Source organism: Halomonas sp. MCCC 1A13316, from assembly GCF_014931605.1.
In the GTDB taxonomy this organism is placed as follows: Bacteria; Pseudomonadota; Gammaproteobacteria; order Pseudomonadales; family Halomonadaceae; genus Halomonas.
In genome coordinates, this window is record NZ_CP053382.1 from 406,325 (window position 1) to 423,754 (window position 17,430).

General features: G+C 63.2%; 11 protein-coding genes. All 11 read left to right on the forward strand.

What is annotated here, in order from left to right; all coding sequences use genetic code 11:
• Positions 1 to 819 (forward strand): ATP-binding cassette domain-containing protein, encoded by an 819-nt coding sequence (locus tag HNO52_RS01970; RefSeq protein WP_197567412.1) that lies wholly within the window; start codon positions 1 to 3, stop codon positions 817 to 819.
• Between the two features lie 41 nt (positions 820 to 860).
• Positions 861 to 1,991 carry a Gfo/Idh/MocA family protein gene (locus HNO52_RS01975; protein ID WP_197567413.1) on the forward strand — a complete coding sequence of 377 codons (1,131 nt, stop codon included), beginning with the start codon at positions 861 to 863 and terminating at the stop codon, positions 1,989 to 1,991.
• Between the two features lie 20 nt (positions 1,992 to 2,011).
• Entirely contained in the window at positions 2,012 to 2,842 is an 831-nt protein-coding gene (locus HNO52_RS01980; RefSeq protein WP_197567414.1) for an SDR family oxidoreductase, read from the forward strand.
• Positions 2,843 to 2,939: 97 nt separating this feature from the next.
• Complete coding sequence (locus HNO52_RS01985; RefSeq protein ID WP_197567415.1) at positions 2,940 to 4,106, forward strand: phytanoyl-CoA dioxygenase family protein; 1,167 nt, start codon at positions 2,940 to 2,942, stop codon at positions 4,104 to 4,106.
• 46 nt (positions 4,107 to 4,152) lie between these two features.
• The gene (locus HNO52_RS01990; RefSeq protein ID WP_197567416.1) at positions 4,153 to 6,099 is read left to right on the forward strand and encodes a bifunctional 5-dehydro-2-deoxygluconokinase/5-dehydro-2-deoxyphosphogluconate aldolase; all 1,947 of its coding nucleotides are present in this window, start codon (positions 4,153 to 4,155) and stop codon (positions 6,097 to 6,099) included.
• A gap of 2 nt (positions 6,100 to 6,101) precedes the next feature.
• Complete coding sequence (gene iolD / locus HNO52_RS01995) at positions 6,102 to 7,949, forward strand: 3D-(3,5/4)-trihydroxycyclohexane-1,2-dione acylhydrolase (decyclizing) (protein ID WP_197567417.1); 1,848 nt, start codon at positions 6,102 to 6,104, stop codon at positions 7,947 to 7,949.
• 81 nt (positions 7,950 to 8,030) lie between these two features.
• Positions 8,031 to 8,933 (forward strand): myo-inosose-2 dehydratase, encoded by a 903-nt coding sequence (iolE, locus tag HNO52_RS02000; protein WP_197567418.1) that lies wholly within the window; start codon positions 8,031 to 8,033, stop codon positions 8,931 to 8,933.
• A gap of 31 nt (positions 8,934 to 8,964) precedes the next feature.
• Positions 8,965 to 10,467 (forward strand): CoA-acylating methylmalonate-semialdehyde dehydrogenase, encoded by a 1,503-nt coding sequence (locus HNO52_RS02005; protein ID WP_197567419.1) that lies wholly within the window; start codon positions 8,965 to 8,967, stop codon positions 10,465 to 10,467.
• 483 nt (positions 10,468 to 10,950) lie between these two features.
• Positions 10,951 to 11,478 (forward strand): hypothetical protein, encoded by a 528-nt coding sequence (locus HNO52_RS02010; RefSeq protein WP_197567420.1) that lies wholly within the window; start codon positions 10,951 to 10,953, stop codon positions 11,476 to 11,478.
• A gap of 11 nt (positions 11,479 to 11,489) precedes the next feature.
• The gene (locus tag HNO52_RS02015) at positions 11,490 to 13,961 is read left to right on the forward strand and encodes a hypothetical protein (protein ID WP_197567421.1); all 2,472 of its coding nucleotides are present in this window, start codon (positions 11,490 to 11,492) and stop codon (positions 13,959 to 13,961) included.
• Positions 13,954 to 17,178 carry a site-specific integrase gene (locus HNO52_RS02020; RefSeq protein ID WP_197567422.1) on the forward strand — a complete coding sequence of 1,075 codons (3,225 nt, stop codon included), beginning with the start codon at positions 13,954 to 13,956 and terminating at the stop codon, positions 17,176 to 17,178. Before HNO52_RS02015 ends, HNO52_RS02020 begins: the two co-directional genes overlap by 8 nt.
• Positions 17,179 to 17,430: the final 252 nt, after the last annotated feature.

The following is a 17,430-nucleotide window of genomic DNA, read 5'->3' on the forward strand; positions in this document are numbered from 1 at the left end:
ATGAGCGAACGTACGCCCATGATCGAGATGCGCAACGTCAGCAAACACTTCGGCAGCGTCATCGCCCTAAGCGACATCTCGATCAAAGTCTATTCCGGTGAAGTCATGTGCCTGCTGGGCGACAATGGCGCCGGCAAGTCGACTCTGATCAAGACCCTCTCGGGTGTTCATAGTCCTTCTCATGGCGAGATGTATCTGGACGGCAAACCGGCCCGCTTCAAGTCACCGGCCTACGCGCTGGATGCGGGTATCGCCACCGTCTTTCAGGACCTGGCGATGATCCCGCTGATGTCCATTACCCGTAACTTCTTCATGGGCCGTGAACCCACGGTGGGATGGGGGCCCTTGAAGCGCATCGACTGGAAGTACGCCGACCGGATCGCCAAGCAGGAGATGGCCAAGATCGGTATCGATGTGCGCGACCCCAGTCAGCCAGTCGGTACCCTCTCCGGCGGAGAGCGACAGTGCGTTGCCATCGCCCGCGCGGTCTACTTCGGCGCCAAAGTGCTGATCCTGGACGAGCCGACATCGGCGCTGGGGGTCAAGCAGGCCTCAGTGGTGCTGCGCTATATCGCCAAGGCGCGTGCTGATGGATTGGCAGTCATCTTCATCACCCACAACGTCCATCACGCCTTTCCGGTGGCTGACGCCTTCACCCTGCTATCGCGTGGCGGCAGCCTGGGCACCTTCCGCAAGGCAGAGATCACGCGTGAGGAGGTGCTGAACATGATGGCCGGTGGGGCGGAGTTGGAGAGCCTCGATGCCGAACTGGCCGAGTTCCAGCGCAGCGACCAAGAGAAGAAAAGTCAGGTTGCCTGAGCGCGATTCCTGGCCCCCTAACGTCTCCTGGAGCCAACGCTATGACCTCCATCCATTTTGGACTGATAGGCACCGGCTACATGGGCAAGGCGCATGCCATCGCCCTGCATGCGGCCCCCCGGGTGTTCGACCTGTCCGCGACACCGGTTTGTGAGCTGCTCGCCGAGCTCGATGAGACGCTGGCGACTCGCAAGGCCCGGGAGCTGGGATTCGCCCGCGCCACCGGCGACTGGCGAACGCTGGTAGCCGACCCTCGGGTCGACGTGGTGGACATCTGCGCGCCGAACTTCCTGCACAAGGAGATGGCGCTGGCGGCCATCGCCCAGGGCAAGCATGTCTACCTGGAGAAGCCCATGGCGCTGAATGATGCCGACGCCGTCGAGATGGTAGCGGCGGCTGAGCGCGCCGGCGTCAAGACGCTGGTTGGCTTCAACTACGCGCGCAACCCAGCCAGCCAGCTGGCTCGTGAGATCATTGCCAGCGGCGAGATCGGCGAGGTGCTCCATTTTCGTGGCCGCCACAACGAGGATTACCTGGCCGACCCGGCCAAGCCCCACGACTGGCATACCTTTCGTGAAACCGCAGGTGCAGGCGCCCTGGGCGACCTGGGCTCGCACATTCTCAACATGGCCGAGTACCTGACCGGACAGTCCATCACCCAGGTCTGCGGCCAGCTCCAGACCGTGATCACGGAGCGTCCGCTGGCGGATGGCAGTGGCATGCGCCCGGTCGAGAACGATGACCATGCCCAGGCACTGCTGCGCTTCGAAAGCGGCCTGATCGGCAACATCGAGACCTCACGCATCGCCTCAGGGCGCAAGTTGGGCCTCGCCTACACCGTTACCGGCACCAAGGGCGCCATCACCTTCGATCAGGAGCGCATGAGCGAGCTCAAGCTCTACCAGCAGGAGGGGCCGCCCGGCCGGCGCGGTTTTCGCACGCTGCTGATCGGCCCGCAGCATCCGGACTACGCCGACTTCTGTCCGGCCCCAGGGCACGGGCTTGGCTACAACGACCAGAAGATCATCGAGATCCGTGACCTGATCGAAGGGCTGGCCGGCCGCCAGCCGCTCGCGCCCGACTTCCGTCAGGCCAGGCGGATCAATGCCCTGATCGATGCCATCGAGCGCTCGCACCATGATGGCGGCTGGATCGCGCTGGACGGCGCCTAACCCCGACGAGGAAAATTCTGATGACACAGCACACCTCTCTCAGCGGCCAGGTCGCTGTCGTTACCGGGTCGACACAGGGGCTTGGCGAAGCGGTTGCGCGCCGCCTCTCGGACCTGGGGCTGGCCGGACTGGTGATCTGCGGACGCAACCGCAACAAGGGCGAGGCGCTAGCGGCTGCCTTGTCCACCGAGCACTGTCAGGCTCACTTCGTGGCCGCCGATCTCGGCCGGGTCGCGGACTGCCGCCACATCATCGCCACTGCCGACGAACACTTTGGCCGCCTGGATGTGCTGGTCAACTGTGCCGGTAACACCGAACGCGGCACCCTGCTCGATACTGATGAGGCCGCATTCGACCGGCTGTTCAATGTGAATACCAAGGCTCCCTTCTTCCTGATGCAGGAGGCCGCCAAGCTGATGATCCGCGACGGCACCGAGGGCCGCATCGTCAATATCCTCAGCATGTCGGGCCATGGCGGTCAGCCCTTCATCAGCGCCTACTGTGGCAGCAAGGGGGCGCTCACCACCCTGACCCGCAACGCTGCCTTCTCGCTGATGCGCAATCGCATTCGCGTCAACGGCCTCAACATCGGCTGGATGAACACCCCGGGGGAGGATCGTATCCAGAAGACCTTCCACGGCGCCGAGGATGACTGGCTCGAGCAAGCCATCAAGGCACAGCCCATGGGGCGCCTGCTAGAGCCCGGTGAGGTGGCACGTGGCGTTGAGTTCCTGGTCACCGAGGCCTCGGGGATGATGACCGGGGCGATCATCGATTTCGATCAGAACGTGCTGGGCTGCTACGAGGATACGCCCCAGCCCAAGGCTGCCATGACGCTGCCATCGGGCTGACGTTGGGGCGCGCTCGCCTCGTGACGAGCGCGACCATCCTCCTGACGCGTCGGCAGTCAGGGCTCTCGTTCACCTTCGGAGTAAGGCACTGTTGATCATGATCCAACCTGTATCCCCTCACTTCACCACATCCGAGGCTCTGGACGTGGCCGCCTTCGAGGCGCTGTGCGACCGCCAACCCTCCGCCACAGACTACCCCATGGCGGCCCGGATCCAGTCACGGGTGCCCCTCTATGTCGCCCGTGACATGCTGGCCGCAAGCCAAGAGGCCTCGACGCGTCGCGACCTGCTCGAGGAGTGGCACCGTTGCCTGCTGGAAGGCCCCGGTGTGTTGGTCATTCAGGGCATGTACTACGACACCCGGACGATCGATGAGGCCAGTGCCTGCTTTCTCGACATCATCGAAAAGGAAAAGGTCGCGGGGGGGCGCGGCGACCACTTTGCCCCGCCTGGTAGCAATGATCGCATCTGGAACGCTTTGCAGAAGCATGGCTTAGAAGATCCCAGCGGCTTCGTCGACTACTACGCCAATCCGCTGATGGCGCTGGTCTGCGAGGCATGGCTGGGGCCTTTCTACCGGATTACCTCGCAGGTCAACGTGGTCAATCCCGGCGGCCAGGCGCAGAGCCCGCATCGGGATTACCATCTTGGCTTCCAGCCTGACGACATCGTTTCACGCTTCCCGATGTCGATGCAGATGGCCTCACAGTTGCTGACCCTGCAAGGCGCCGTCGCGCATAGCGACATGCCGCTGGAGACTGGGCCGACACAGCTGTTGCCTTACTCCCAGCGTTATCCCCAAGGCTACTTGGCCTGGCGGGATCCGGCATTCCAAGCGGTGTTTGCCCAGCGTCATGTTCAACTGCCGCTGACCAAAGGCGATGGCCTCTTCTTCAATCCGGCGCTCTTTCATGCTGCGGGTGCCAACCACAGCGATGCTCGCCGCATGGCCAACTTGCTGCAGGTCTCCTCGGCATTCGGCCACTGCATGGAAGCCGTCGATTCCCAAGCACTGGTGATCCGCTGCTACCCGGCGTTGCAGGCGCGCTATGAGCAGGAGGGCTTGTCACCATCCCTCCAGGCCTGCATCGCCGCCATCGCTGAAGGCTACGCTTTCCCGGCCAATCTCGACCGCACCCCACCGCGTGACGGGATGGCGCCGGAAACGCCGCAACAGCTGCTAGAGCGCGCGCTTGGCGAGAGGTGGTCCCTCTCGCAGCTGCAGGACGGCATGCAGCAACAGTACCTGTCGCGTCAGCCCTGAAGGCTTCCGACACCTAGATCAACAACCAGCGACGTGGAGAATCACCATGTTTCACCCCGCCAAGGATCCGCAGTCACTGGATCTTATCTGCCTCGGCCGCGTCGCGGTAGATTTGTATTCGGAGCAGGTGGGCAGCCGCCTAGAAGATGTGGCCAGCTTCGCCAAGTACCTGGGCGGCAGCTCCGGCAACGTGGCTTTTGGCACCGCCCGCCTCGGCCTCCAGTCGGCCATGCTGTCACGGGTCGGCAATGAGCAGATGGGCAACTTCGTTCGCGAGGAGCTCGAACGCGCCGGCGTGGACACCAGCGCCCTGCAGACCGATCCCGAGCGTCACACCGGCCTGGTGCTGTTGGCGCTCAAGGATCGCGATAGCTTCCCGCTGCTGTTCTACCGCCGCGACTGTGCCGACATGGCGATCGACCCTGCTGCCATCGACCCGGCGTTTATCGCCCGGGCCAAGGCGCTGGCCATCACCGGCACCCACCTGTCCACCGACACTACCGCCCGGGCCTGCCGCAAGGCGCTGGATGCCGCCGCGGAGCACGGCGTCAAGCGGGTGCTGGATATCGACTACCGCCCGGTACTTTGGGGCCTGACGGCCCCCGGCGACGGCGAGACCCGTTTCATCGCCGACGCCAAGGTGACCCGCGACCTGCAGGCCTGGCTAGGCGACTTTGACCTGATCGTCGGCACCGAGGAAGAGTTCCATATTGCCGGCGGCAGTACCGATACTCTCGAGTCCTTGCGCGCCGTGCGCCAGGTGAGCGATGCCACCCTCGTGTGCAAGCTCGGCCCTATGGGTTGCGTGGTCTTCGAAGGCGAGATTCCCGAGCGTATTGAGGACGGCACGCTGGTCCAGGGCGTCAAGGTCGAGGTGCTGAACGTGCTGGGCGCTGGAGACGCCTTCATGAGTGGCCTGCTGAGGGGGTGGTTGCGAGGCGAGAGTTGGGAAACCAGTGCGACCTACGCCAATGCGTGTGGAGCGCTGGTGGTGTCCCGCCACGGTTGTGCCCCGGCCATGCCCACCGAGGAGGAGCTGTTTGACTATTTGGCACGCCGGGCGTCGGTGACCCGACCCGATCGTGATGAACGTCTCAACCACTTGCATCGCGTGACCACCCGCGTACCGGCCGAATGGACGGAGGTGTGTGGTCTGGCGTTCGACCATCGTCGCCAGCTGACCGACATGGCCCGCGAGGTGCGTGCCGACCCTGCACGCCTGCCTCTCTTGAAGCGCCTGTTGGTGCAGGCGGCGGAGGAGGGCGCTCGTCGTGGCGGCGTGGAGAAGCCGGCCATCCTGGTGGACGACGTGCTCGGCCAGGATGCCCTGAACGAGGCCAGTGGTCGTGGCTGGTGGATCGGCCGTCCGGTGGAGCTCCCGGGCTCTCGCCCACTTCACTTCCAGCATGGCGACGATCTGGGTAGCCATCTTCGCCATTGGCCCGCCGAGCACATCATCAAGTGCCTGGTGTTCTATCACCCGGACGATGCCCTGGCACTGCGTCTTGAGCAGGAAGCGCGACTGCGCCAACTTTACCAGGCGGCCTGCGACAACCATCTCGAACTGCTGGTGGAGGTGATCCCACCGGCTGAGATGCGGGGGGACGACACCACCCTGCCGCGCAGCCTGCAGCGCCTCTATAACCTGGGTATCCGCCCCGACTGGTGGAAGCTGCCATCACTCTCCGAGGAGGCTTGGACGGCGGTGGGCAGGATCATCGACGCCGAGGACCCTCACTGCAGGGGAGTGGTCCTGCTCGGCCTCGACGCGCCCATGGAGGAGATGAAGCGCGGCTTCGGCCCCGCCGCCCGTCAGGCTCGCTGCAAGGGCTTCACCGTGGGGCGCACCCTCTTTGCCGCGGCGAGCCGCGATTGGCTGGCGGGCCGCATTGATGACGCGGCGCTGGTGGCATGTGTTGCTGACAACTATGCCGAATTGATCCAGGAGTGGCGGCATCTACGTAGTGCCACTCCCCGTCTTGAGGAAGCCTGAACATGAGTACCATCCGTCTGACAATGGCCCAGGCGCTGGTCAGATATCTGGCGGCCCAGCGCGTCGAATATGAAGGTCGCGAGGTCCCGTTGTTCGAGGGTGTCTTCGCCATCTTCGGCCACGGTAATGTGGCCGGTCTGGGCGAGGCGCTCTATCACGCACGGGACGAGCTGCCGACTCTGCGTGCCCACAATGAGCAGACCATGGCTCATGCCGCCATCGCCTTCGCCAAGGCCAATGGCCGTCGGCGGCTGATGGCTGCCACCAGCTCCATAGGGCCTGGGGCCACCAACATGGTCACCGCTGCGGCCCTGGCCCATGCCAACCGTCTGCCTTTCCTGCTCCTGCCCGGCGATACCTTCGCCACGCGGGAACCCGACCCGGTGCTGCAGCAGGTGGAGCACTTCGGTGATCCTACCGTCACGGTCAACGACTGCTTCCGACCGGTGTCGCGCTTCTTCGACCGGATCTCCCGGCCTGAACAGTTGCTGACCAGCCTGCCCCAGGCCATCGCGACCCTGCTCGATCCTGAGCATTGCGGTCCTGCGACCCTGGCGTTGCCTCAGGATGTCCAGACCTTTGCCTACGATTACCCCGAGCGTTTCTTTGCACCGAAAGTGCACCGCATTCGTCGCCCGCAGCCGGACCCCCGGGAACTGGAGACGGCGATCGCCGCCCTGGCCCGTGCCGAGCGGCCGCTGATTCTCGCTGGTGGTGGAGTGCACTATGCCGAGGCGTGTGAACGCCTCGGCGAGTTCGCCCATACACATGGTGTGCCGGTGGCCGAGACTCAGGCCGGCAAGGGCGCGCTGCCCGAGGCCCATCCCTGTGCCGTGGGAGGCATCGGCGTCACTGGCAGCGAGGCTGCCAATCGTCTGGCCGAGGAGGCGGACGTCATCCTTGCCGTGGGCACGCGTCTACAGGACTTCACCACCGGCTCGCGGGCGCTGTTCGAACGTGATGACCTGACCCTGCTGGCCCTTAACGTGGGACGCTTCGACAGTCAGAAGCACCATGCTCTGCCGTTGATCGGCGACGCCCTCGATGGCCTCGCGGCGCTGGACGCCGGTCTGTCCGAATGGCGGGCCTCCGACGCCTGGCGCGAGCGGGCCGGCAGCCTCAAGCGCGACTGGGCCGATGTGGTGGCCCGTGTCACCGCCGATGATGGCCGCGATCTGCCCACGGATGCTCAGGTGATCGGTGCCGTCAACCGCCAGGCCGGTGAGGATGGCACCGTGGTGTGCGCCGCCGGTGGCTTGCCGGGGGAACTGCACAAGCTATGGCAATGCGCCATCCCCCGCAGTTATCACGTGGAGTACGGTTACTCCTGCATGGGCTACGAGATCGCCGGAGGACTGGGGGTCAAGCTGGCGCGGCCCGAGCGCGAGGTGTTCGTTCTGGTGGGCGACGGCTCTTACCTGATGCACAACTCGGAGCTGGCCACCTCGGTGATGCTGGGTCACAAGCTCATCGTGGTGGTGCTCGACAACCGCGGCTTTGGCTGCATCAACCGTCTGCAGCAGGCCACCGGAGGTGCCGGCTTCAACAACCTGCTTGGCGACTGCCGCACGGTGCCCGAGGGCGCGCCGAAGACCGACTTCGCCTCCCATGCCCGCTCGCTGGGCTGCCAGGCCGAGAGCGTGCGTGGCATTCAGGAACTGGAGGCGGCGCTGATCCGGGCTCGCCAGGCCAGCTGGACTTATGTCATCGCCCTGGATACCGATCCCCTGCCCAGCACCGCCGAGGGTGGCGCCTGGTGGGAGGTGGCCGTGCCCGAGGTGTCACGTCGTGAGCAAGTCAATGACGCCTATGCGGGTTATCGCGAGGCCAAGCGGCGCCAATATCGCTGAGTAAAGGGCCAGCACCCTTCAATCTCTCCATCGACACAAACGGCGGGGGCCGCTGGGCCCGCCGCAAGAAGGAGCACGCGGATGTCCACAGTACGCCTGGGAATCAACCCCCTGACCTGGACCAACGATGACTTGCCCAGCCTTGGCGCCAACACGCCGCTAGAGACCTGCCTCAGCGAGGGGCGCGAGGCGGGCTTCGCTGGTTTCGAACTGGGCAACAAGTTTCCACGCACACCGGAGGCGCTCTCCGCCGTGTTGGGGCAGCACGATCTGGCGCTGGTATCCGGCTGGTATTCGGCTCGCCTGCTCGAGCGTAGCCCGGAGGAAGAGATCGAGGCGCTCCAGGGGCATCTTCAGTTGCTCAAGCAGTGTGGCGCCAAGGTCATGGTGTTTTGCGAGGTAAGCCGCTGCATTCACGGCGACCAGGGCGTTCCACTCTCTCGGCGCCATCACCTGGGTGACGCCGACTGGCGGCGCCTCACCGAAGGCCTGAATGTGGTGGGTGATTATCTCAAGGAGCAGGGAGTGCACCTGGCCTATCACCATCACCTGGGTACCGTGGTGGAGAGCCAGGAAGACGTGGAACGCATGCTCGACAATACCCAAGACTGCGTGGGCCTACTGCTCGACCTGGGCCACCTGTGCGGCGCCGGCGGCGACCCGCTGGCCATCGCCAAGCGCTACGCTCCGCGGGTGGTGCATGTGCACTGCAAGGACGTGCGCTTCGGCGTGCTCAAGGAGCTACGCAACCGCGACAAGAGCTTCCTCGACGGAGTGCTCGACGGCCTGTTCACCGTGCCGGGGGATGGCGATATCGACTTCCTGCCCACTCTGGCCCACCTGCAGGAGACCGGTTATGAGGGCTGGCTGGTGGTGGAGGCCGAACAGGACCCCGAGGTGGCCCACCCGCTCACGTATGCCCGACTGGGTTACCGCAATCTGCGCGGCCTGGCCGAAGCGGCCGGCTTTCGCATTGCCGGCTGAATTCCACCGTTTTCAATATCTGGAGAGAGCCATGAACAGCATCTCGCATTTCCTTGATGGTTGCATCGTCCCTGGCCGTAGCAGCCGTACCGCCCCGGTCTACAATCCGGCCACTGGCGAACAGAGCGCCGAGGTGTCGCTGGCCTCTGCTGACGAGACCCGCGAGGCGGTTCGCATTGCCCACGCAGCCTTTACGTCCTGGTCGAAGGTCACGCCGCTCAAGCGCTCGCGCATCCTGTTCAAGTTTAAGGGGCTGGTCGAGGAGCACGCTGACGAATTGGCGCGGCTGATTTCCAGTGAACACGGCAAGGTCTTCTCCGACGCCAAGGGCGAGGTGATTCGCGGGCTGGAGGTGGTGGAGTTCGCCTGCGGTATCCCGCACCTGCAGAAGGGCGAGCACTCCATGAACGTGGGCACCGGAGTGGATAGCTACTCCATGATGCAGCCCCTGGGGGTTTGTGCCGGCATCTCGCCGTTCAATTTTCCGGCCATGGTGCCGATGTGGATGTTCCCTATCTCCCTGGCCTGCGGCAACACCTTCGTGATGAAGCCCTCCGAGAAGGACCCGTCCACGCCGATGCGCCTGGCCGAGCTCCTTCTGGAGGCTGGCCTGCCCGATGGCGTCTTCAACGTGGTCAACGGTGACAAGGAGTCGGTAGACGTGCTGCTCACCGACGAGCGTGTCCAGGCGGTGAGCTTCGTCGGCTCCACCCCCGTGGCCGAGTACATCTATGCCACCGCTTCCGCCCACGGCAAGCGCGTCCAGGCATTGGGCGGGGCCAAGAACCACATGGTGATCATGCCCGACGCCGACCTGGACCAGGCCGTCGGAGCACTGATGGGCGCCGCCTTCGGCTCTGCCGGTGAGCGCTGTATGGCCATTTCCGTCGCCGTGCCGGTGGGCGAGGAGACCGCCCAGCGCCTTCGCGAGAAGCTGATCGGTAAGCTCGACGAACTGCGTGTCGGGCCCGGGCTGGTGGAGGGCCCCGATAACGACATGGGCCCGCTGGTCACCCGCGAGCATCTGCAGAAGGTTCGCGACTATATTCAGACCGGCGTGGACGAGGGGGCCGAGCTGGTGGTTGACGGCCGTGAGGTTGTGATCGAGGGGGCCAAAGACGGCTTTTTCATCGGCGGCACCCTGTTCGACCACGTCAAGCCGGGCATGCGTATTCACAGCGAGGAAATCTTCGGGCCGGTGCTGGCCATCGCCCGCGCTGCCAGCTTCGATGACGCGGTCAAGATGATCAACGATCACGAGTTCGGCAACGGCACCGCCATCTTCACCCGCGACGGTGACGCCGCTCGCCAGTACTGCGAGCAGATCCAGGTGGGCATGGTCGGTGTGAACGTGCCGATCCCGGTACCCATGGCCTTCCACAGTTTCGGTGGTTGGAAGCGTTCCCTGTTCGGTCCACTGCATATGCACGGCCCGGATGGCGTGCGCTTCAATACCCGCATGAAGACCATCACTCAGCGTTGGCCCAGCGGTATCCGGGAGGAGACCAACCACTTCACCATGCCGACACACTGAGCAAAAAACGACAACGCCCCGGCATCGTGAACTGCCGGGGCACCTTGGTTGGGTACCTTGGGGCGTTAACGCAACGGCCGGTATACTGTCCTCTGCTGCCTTTTACCCGCCGCATTCCTCAAGGTTCGGACCGAACGGCCTGAAGCGGTTGGCCGGTGGCATCACTCATCCGGATCGGTTGCTCCGGCGTTAGAGCCTGCTCAGCAATGCCTGGGTGCAGCTTTTTTCGCTTTAATATTGTTACCCGGAATCAATCTCGACCTTCATGACTCCTACCGCAGGTTTGGCCACCCGGGCCCCTGCACGTTAATTTTTTTATGGTCCAACTCGCGGCTGAGGCAACAACCCATAGCTGTGACGCGGCTCTGGATTATTGCCCCGCCCGAGTGGGCGAGGGGGGCCGCCGGTTTTCCCTCAAGCTATGCCTTATCCTGCCGATATAGGAAAAATTATTGTTGAGGTTATGGCAGTCTTGAGGTGGTCGTGGAGAAGCTGTCGCTCTCGAAAATCAAATCCCCATCCGGTGCGCTCGGTGAGATCGAGCGGGTCACCGTTGCCATCACGAATCAACTGCCCGTGACAGCGTGGTTGGATGTGGAGCTGGTAGAAATACTGCTGAAGTACCATCCCGTATTCGTTCGCAAGGTCTCCCGTCACTATGAAGTGGTAAGCGGCTTCCGGGCTTTTCATACGGTCAGCACCCTGCTGGAAAGCGATGAAGAGATCCGAGTTCGAATCACGAGCGCGGAGGAACCCAGCCTGGTGAGAGGCGCCCTGTTCGAACTCTTCTCGCATAGTCTGATGCACTGCGCAGATGCGATGGAAGCCAGGGAGCGTGTCTATCAACAGTTGAAAAAGTTATCTACCTCTCTGCGAGATAAATACGGCATCAGGAAGCCAACCCAACTATCGACCCGTGAACTCAAGGCCATCATGGGGCTTGAGGGGCGGCGGATAGCGCCTTCCAAAAGGCGGAAGTCCGAGCTACAGCGGATCATGGAGTCGCGGTGATGGTGCCGGAGATGGATCTTCAACGACTCGCGGAACTCAGTGCGGCTACACCGGCCCGCCTCGGCAAGTTACTTGCGCTGCTAAAGGCGCCGGCGGATTTGACTCAGCTCATCCTGGTCATGACCAACCTGAAGCGGGCACTTCGGTCAGTTGAGGGCACTCCCGGCATACGGAAGGATGTTGATGAGGGGGGTGGGGAGGCCTGTAGCCTCCTTCATTACCTACCGGAGATAGCTCGGCTGGTCGCTGCCCTGGAGGCCTGTGACCGAAGTCAGTGTCCGGCGGCCTGGCTGGATCAGTCAGGCAAGCAGCGAGGCATCATCGATGCCCATCCCGAGTGGGCGATGCTCATTCTGCGACCCGAGGCGGAATGCCATGCCAGTGCTGCCTACTGGCAGCACGCCGGTATTGTCATCCTATGCTCAGTGATTCAGCGAACACGGCATCAGGCACGCATCGGCTCTGAGGTTTCCCTCGCCTGTCGCAATATCCGTGATATAGGCAGTGGTAAAAAATCACTCGCTCTCCTGCATGAGATCGAGGTCGGTGCCACGCTCGATAGCTATCGTGCTGTTGCTTTACTGGAGGATGACCAGCCTATTGAGGGCCTTGCCGGCATTGAGCTGCTGGTTCGAAAAGTCGTCAACCACAAGGGGAAAACCAGAGAGGGAGGGGGAGGCGGAAATCGATCGGCTCGGCTGGTGGAAAGGCAGGTCGTCGTAACTGATGACAGCGATGAAGAGCGCGAAGGCCCGGCTCAGTCGGTACTGTTATGGGAGTCGGTAGGGGACGAGCAGGCACAGAGCCGACAGCGGATGGTGGGCTTGCATCCGAAGGAGGCCCAGACATTACGCGCGGTTTCCTTCACGGAGAGCAGGGCGTCTCCGACATCGGGTTTTGATCTGCGTGACCTGATCAGGCGGCAGGATAGCCAAGTCAAGCACATCAGCCAGGCCAACCAACGGCTTCCCTATCGCTACTCCAGCCTCAGCCGGTCCGAGCTGGCGTTGGCAGCGAAGGCTGCCTTCCAACTCTTCACCGGTCGGGAGCGCTTTGCGCAGCGTGACGAGGAGGGCGTTTACGCCGGCCTGCTGCTGATGCTGATGATCTGGCTCGGACGCCCGGTCGAGCAACTTCTCGCCATGCGGGTCTATGCCCATCGGAACGAGTTGCCCCAGCAGCGAAAGGGGTTGCTCGCATTCCTGCAAGCGGAGCATGCGTTCGTTCTGCCCATCCCCTCACCCGAGACGCGTAACAGCCTTCAGGACGATGCCAAGAAACTGCTCTACAAGGCCGGTGACAGCGCTCCCGCTCTGGTGGATGACGTCGTCATCGTGGCAAGCCCTGTACGGATAGAACAGTACATCTCGCGACTGGGGCTGATGCGCAAGCCACGGACGAAATATTGTGAGCTGTTTCCGGAGACGCAGCGAGCTGCCATCGAAGGGGCGATGCGGGCGGCCGTGTCTAGGATCAATCGCGCCAATCGTATGCGGCTGACGCCGCTGCGAATCAGTCAGGTACTGTTTGACGAAATCGCCCAGCAATCAAATGACTGGGTGGAGGCGTACTTGCTGACCGGGCATCGTTTCACGATTTCCGAGGTGGCTGCCCATTACTACAGCATGCCGGCTGGCTACCTGGAGAAGCGCTATCACGATGCCGTGGTGGGGTTGCGCAACGACATCTATCGCTACCTCGGTGTCGACGAGAAACATTTCCACTCCTTCAAGCAGGTCGTCGATAACCGCGGAGACCATGGCAGCAAGCTGAACATCAAGTCGCCATTGCTCGTCCGTCTGGTCAAGCATCTGAAGCATGAACTGCGAGCGGCTCGACGCTTCCCTCCCGGGGAAGAGAGCTGGCGGCTGATCCATAACAGTTTCGTGGCGTACATCGCTTTCTGGATTCTGTTTTCGACCGGTTATCGCGCCGTCAATGACCTGGTCTTTCGCTGGCGGGAAATCGATCTTTCCACGGGCTTTCTGGTCATCTCCGACAAGGACGATGAAACCATAAGTCAGGCGCGCGTGGTCTGGCTGTTGCCGGAGCTGTGCGAGCAGCTGCGCCGCTATGCCAGCCATCTTGAGATGCTGCAGGCGCGACTCTATCGGCGAGAAGCGCTTTGCGAGCATATCGAAGACGTGCTGAGTGAGCCGCGGCCGAGCGTACCGCTGATGTTTTTTATCAGCGATAGCTGGCAGATGGTGAAACTGTCGCCGGAGAACCTGCGTCGACAGGTGCCGCTCTTCACGCTGCCGATCAACAGCAGCCGGCACTATCTGCGCAGCGCCCTGCGCGCCGAGGGCATCCGGGGCGAGCTGGTCAATGCTTTCATGGGGCATGCCCAGCAAGGCCAGGAACCTTTCGGTGCGTTCTCGTCGATCACGCCGGTCGAGATGTATCGCGAGCTGGCCGCCACGCTCGGCAAGCTGTGCCAGATGGCCGGCTGGACGGTGCAGCAGGGACTTGCCGATGGCTGACCGGATGGAGTCGGTATGGAGCGGCTGGAAACTGCTTGAAATCCCCGAAGGGGCGGGGGGCGCCGAGGCGCGGCATCGCCAGCACCTGATAACTCGGCGCCGCCATCAACTGGCGGTCCTTGCACTGCTGTGGCAAACGCATCCCGAGCTGATTCGTGGCGAACCGAATGTCCAGCTATCGCCAGACATCACGCAGCAGTGGGAGGCGTCTCTGCAAGCGGGCGGCAGCGGCTCGGTGGTGGAGATCCGTCACAAGGTCAATTTCCTCTCGCTGGGGCTTTCTCGCGGCCAGCGGGAACTGGGCTGGGACGTGGTGGTGCCGGCGCCGCTGCGGCTGGTCAGGCCGTCGGCCAGCTCCTTCACACCGACCTCCTTTGCCGGTTTGAGCCTCTACCGCGACTGGTGTCGGCATACCGACAAGGCGCTTCAGCAGTCGGCCTTCCGGACGCTCCTACAGCAAGGCAATGGAGGCAAAGGCCACCGCAGACTCGAGCCTGAGATGATCAGCTGGGGCCTGTTTCTCTATCTGGTAATCACACGAGACGGATTGCTGGGTAGCAAGCACCTGAACTCGCTGCCGCTGGCAACTGCGACGCTGGCAATGCATGCAACGAAGGCCTGGCTGGTACTGCACGAGGCGGTGCCGGACGACATGCCCGGCAAGGTGCCGCCACGTAGCCGCTGGCTGCTGGGGGTACCGACCCTGACGGTATTGATGCGCCATGTGGCTCGTTTCGGCGCACCCGCCGAGAGTGCAAGCGGCTACCAAGCGGCCAAGGCATACACCCAGAAGGCGTGGCGTCATTTCTGCCGTGCCGTCGGCGCCGAGGAGATGTTGCTCTCGGCGTGCCAGAGCTATGCCGCGACCGCCTTTCGCCTCCATGTCCCCGAGTACCTGGTCAATAGTTCGCTCGGCAAGCACATGGGGACCGCGCTCACGGAAACGCGCTGGCAGCAGCTGCTCGGCGGCGGGTATGTCACGCATGCGGTCCCGGGAGGCGGGGCGATACCGGATGAGGAATCGACCCGTGACACAGGGCTGGCGCCGGTGGCGCAGATAACAGCGGAGCAGCACGGACGGGACCAGCCGCTTTATCAGGCGCGAGCGCTGCTGAAATCGCTGCACAACGCATTTTACAAGCGCCGCGATCAGAAGCGGCTGAGCTTCGGGGCGATTTCCGGTGAACTGCAAAATGCCATCGCGGATGCCCAGCGCATGGCGTCGATCGCCGAGTGCCTCTGCCGCTGGCTGCTCTTCCTGCATCAGAAACAGAAGCGCAAGCAGTCGACGCTCTACAAGTATCTCGGCGTGACGATGCCGCTGCTTCAGGCCATGGGGAATACGCCGGTCGATCAGGAGCGGCTGGCCATGCTGGTGGAGGCCTACCAGTACGTCGTGGAGCAGGCCAGGACGGAGAAGAATCGCCACTATCGCTGGGCGGTGCTGCGCTCCTTCCATGCGTTTCTTGTCGCGGATCTGGGGTTGGCCAACGTGACCATGGAATTCAGCGGCGCCGGCGCGAGCGTGGCCCACCATGCCGATGCCAACTGCTTGTCGGAAGAGGAGTACTGTCTGGTGGCCAGGCACCTCATCTCCCAATCCGACAGCCTGGGGGAGATTCGCCACTGGGCGTTCGTGCTGGGGTTCCGGGCTGGCCTGCGAATCGGCGAGGCGCTCTCCATCCAGCTGGACGATATCCTGCTCCACCCCAGGCTGAAAGAGACCGAGGTCATCCTGCTCATTCGCAACAGTGTCTACGTCGGGATCAAGAGTCAGGATTCGCGTCGCCAGCTGCCGCTGCATCTTCTGCTGACCAATAGCGAGCTGGAGGCTTTCAAAGCCTTTGTTGCCAATCGGCATGCGGTGGCCAGGCATGGACGCATCATGCTGCTGGGAGAGGGGGGGGATGCGGTGGCTCCCTTGCGCGATGACCGGGTCCAGGCCGAGATCCACGACGCCATGCGTCGCCTCACCGGGGACCCCAGCCTGCGCTTCCACCATCTGCGACACTCGCTGGCCAACTATCTGTTGCTCTCCTTCCATAGTGTAGCGGTGCCCTGGGCGGTGCCTGCCCATCATGCCGCCCTCTGGAAAGAGGTGGCAGAGGGGCCATCACGCTCGGGGTTGTATTTCATCGCTCAGGTGATGGGCCACGCGTCGCCCGATGTAACGCTGCGCAGCTACCTGCATTTCACCTGTCTGTTGCTGGATCACTACTGCCACCGGCAGCCGACCTCGGTCGAGTGTGCTGAGCGACCCCATGCGGTTGCCCAATTGGAGCCCTTGACCCAGGTGATGGGCATCAAGCCGGCCACGCTGCGCAAATGGAAAGAGCGCTTGGGGGACAACCCGCTACGCTGGCTCGGCAAGGCCTACCCGCAGTGCAAGATAAAGGATGTGGCCCTGCATGAGGTGGTGCCCCTACCGCCGCTTCCGACCACGCTGCAGCCTGAGCGCCACGGGCTTAGCCAGTTGTCACTGGAACAGGTCGAGGCTGCACTGGATCTTCTATCTCAGCGAGAACTGGTCGAGGTGGAGCGTATCTTCCAGCTTCGCCAAGGCGAGGCAGGGCGGTTGAGCGCTTGTGCGCTGCGGGTGCTCACGGCACGCACGCGGCGAGGCGATAGCGCGTTTCGTCATTATCGAACCACGGCCGGCAAGCTGCTGGCCCCGATCCGGGGGCGGGCTCCGCGTCTGCCGCTGCCTCACTCGCTGGCAGAACGCCAGATTGCCTATGCCATGTACCGCGTCATCTGGTCGCAGTGGTTCGAGCAGCAGCCGAAACAGCTGCGTGCGCATCTGCGTTTCTTCTACCGTTTTCACCGTGCCACGGACGGTCACGTGTGGGTGCGCGACCTCGATGCCGGCCTGGCTTTTGTGGGGTGGGTGCTGAGCTTGAATCCCGGCATCGGGGCGGTCATCGAGGTGACCCCTAGTGCCCGCTCGTCCCATTCTTCCAAACAGCAGCTGAGCGAGTGGAAGGCGCGGCTGCCCTCACACCAGCACAAGGTGGAGTGGCAGGTGAAGCCGGCAGGCAAGCGGTATGCCCAAGCGCTGGGCACGGGCAATGTCACGTTCCACGTGGTCAATCAGAACAAGCGCATCCGAAGCGGCTATCCCGTGCGCTATGCGCTGGTGGTGACCTGTATCGTCATGGCTGCCCTGGCGACCGGTTCAGCCAACGCTTCTGCTCAGGCCGGGCCGGTTTCCGAGTAGATTCTTCCCTCTCTCACGCTGTGCAGCCTCCCTGCAGGCCGTAGTCGCTCGTCAGGGGGGCCGTGAACCAGGCTTGCCCGGCCTACCAGACCAGGGGCATTGGCTGTGAGCGAGATGAAAGCCAGGCAGGCCAATCATCCCGCTTTCTTCCTGCATGTTTCTACGCGCACACCCGCACCCTCCAATCAAATTGCAACAGCAACCGGGAAAAAGGGCTCTTAAAAAACTGCATGTAAGAGATAACGTACAAAC

What these genes read in the sequence shown, in the direction of transcription:
- iolD (WP_197567417.1), top strand. Translation starts at nt 6,102, where the DNA reads ATGAGTACCATCCGTCTGACAATGGCCCAGGCGCTGGTCAGATATCTG.
- HNO52_RS01970 (WP_197567412.1), top strand. Translation starts at nt 1, where the DNA reads ATGAGCGAACGTACGCCCATGATCGAGATGCGCAACGTCAGCAAACAC.
- HNO52_RS01975 (WP_197567413.1), top strand. Translation starts at nt 861, where the DNA reads ATGACCTCCATCCATTTTGGACTGATAGGCACCGGCTACATGGGCAAG.
- HNO52_RS01985 (WP_197567415.1), top strand. Translation starts at nt 2,940, where the DNA reads ATGATCCAACCTGTATCCCCTCACTTCACCACATCCGAGGCTCTGGAC.
- HNO52_RS02015 (WP_197567421.1), top strand. Translation starts at nt 11,490, where the DNA reads ATGGATCTTCAACGACTCGCGGAACTCAGTGCGGCTACACCGGCCCGC.
- HNO52_RS01990 (WP_197567416.1), top strand. Translation starts at nt 4,153, where the DNA reads ATGTTTCACCCCGCCAAGGATCCGCAGTCACTGGATCTTATCTGCCTC.
- iolE (WP_197567418.1), top strand. Translation starts at nt 8,031, where the DNA reads ATGTCCACAGTACGCCTGGGAATCAACCCCCTGACCTGGACCAACGAT.
- HNO52_RS02005 (WP_197567419.1), top strand. Translation starts at nt 8,965, where the DNA reads ATGAACAGCATCTCGCATTTCCTTGATGGTTGCATCGTCCCTGGCCGT.
- HNO52_RS01980 (WP_197567414.1), top strand. Translation starts at nt 2,012, where the DNA reads ATGACACAGCACACCTCTCTCAGCGGCCAGGTCGCTGTCGTTACCGGG.
- HNO52_RS02020 (WP_197567422.1), top strand. Translation starts at nt 13,954, where the DNA reads ATGGCTGACCGGATGGAGTCGGTATGGAGCGGCTGGAAACTGCTTGAA.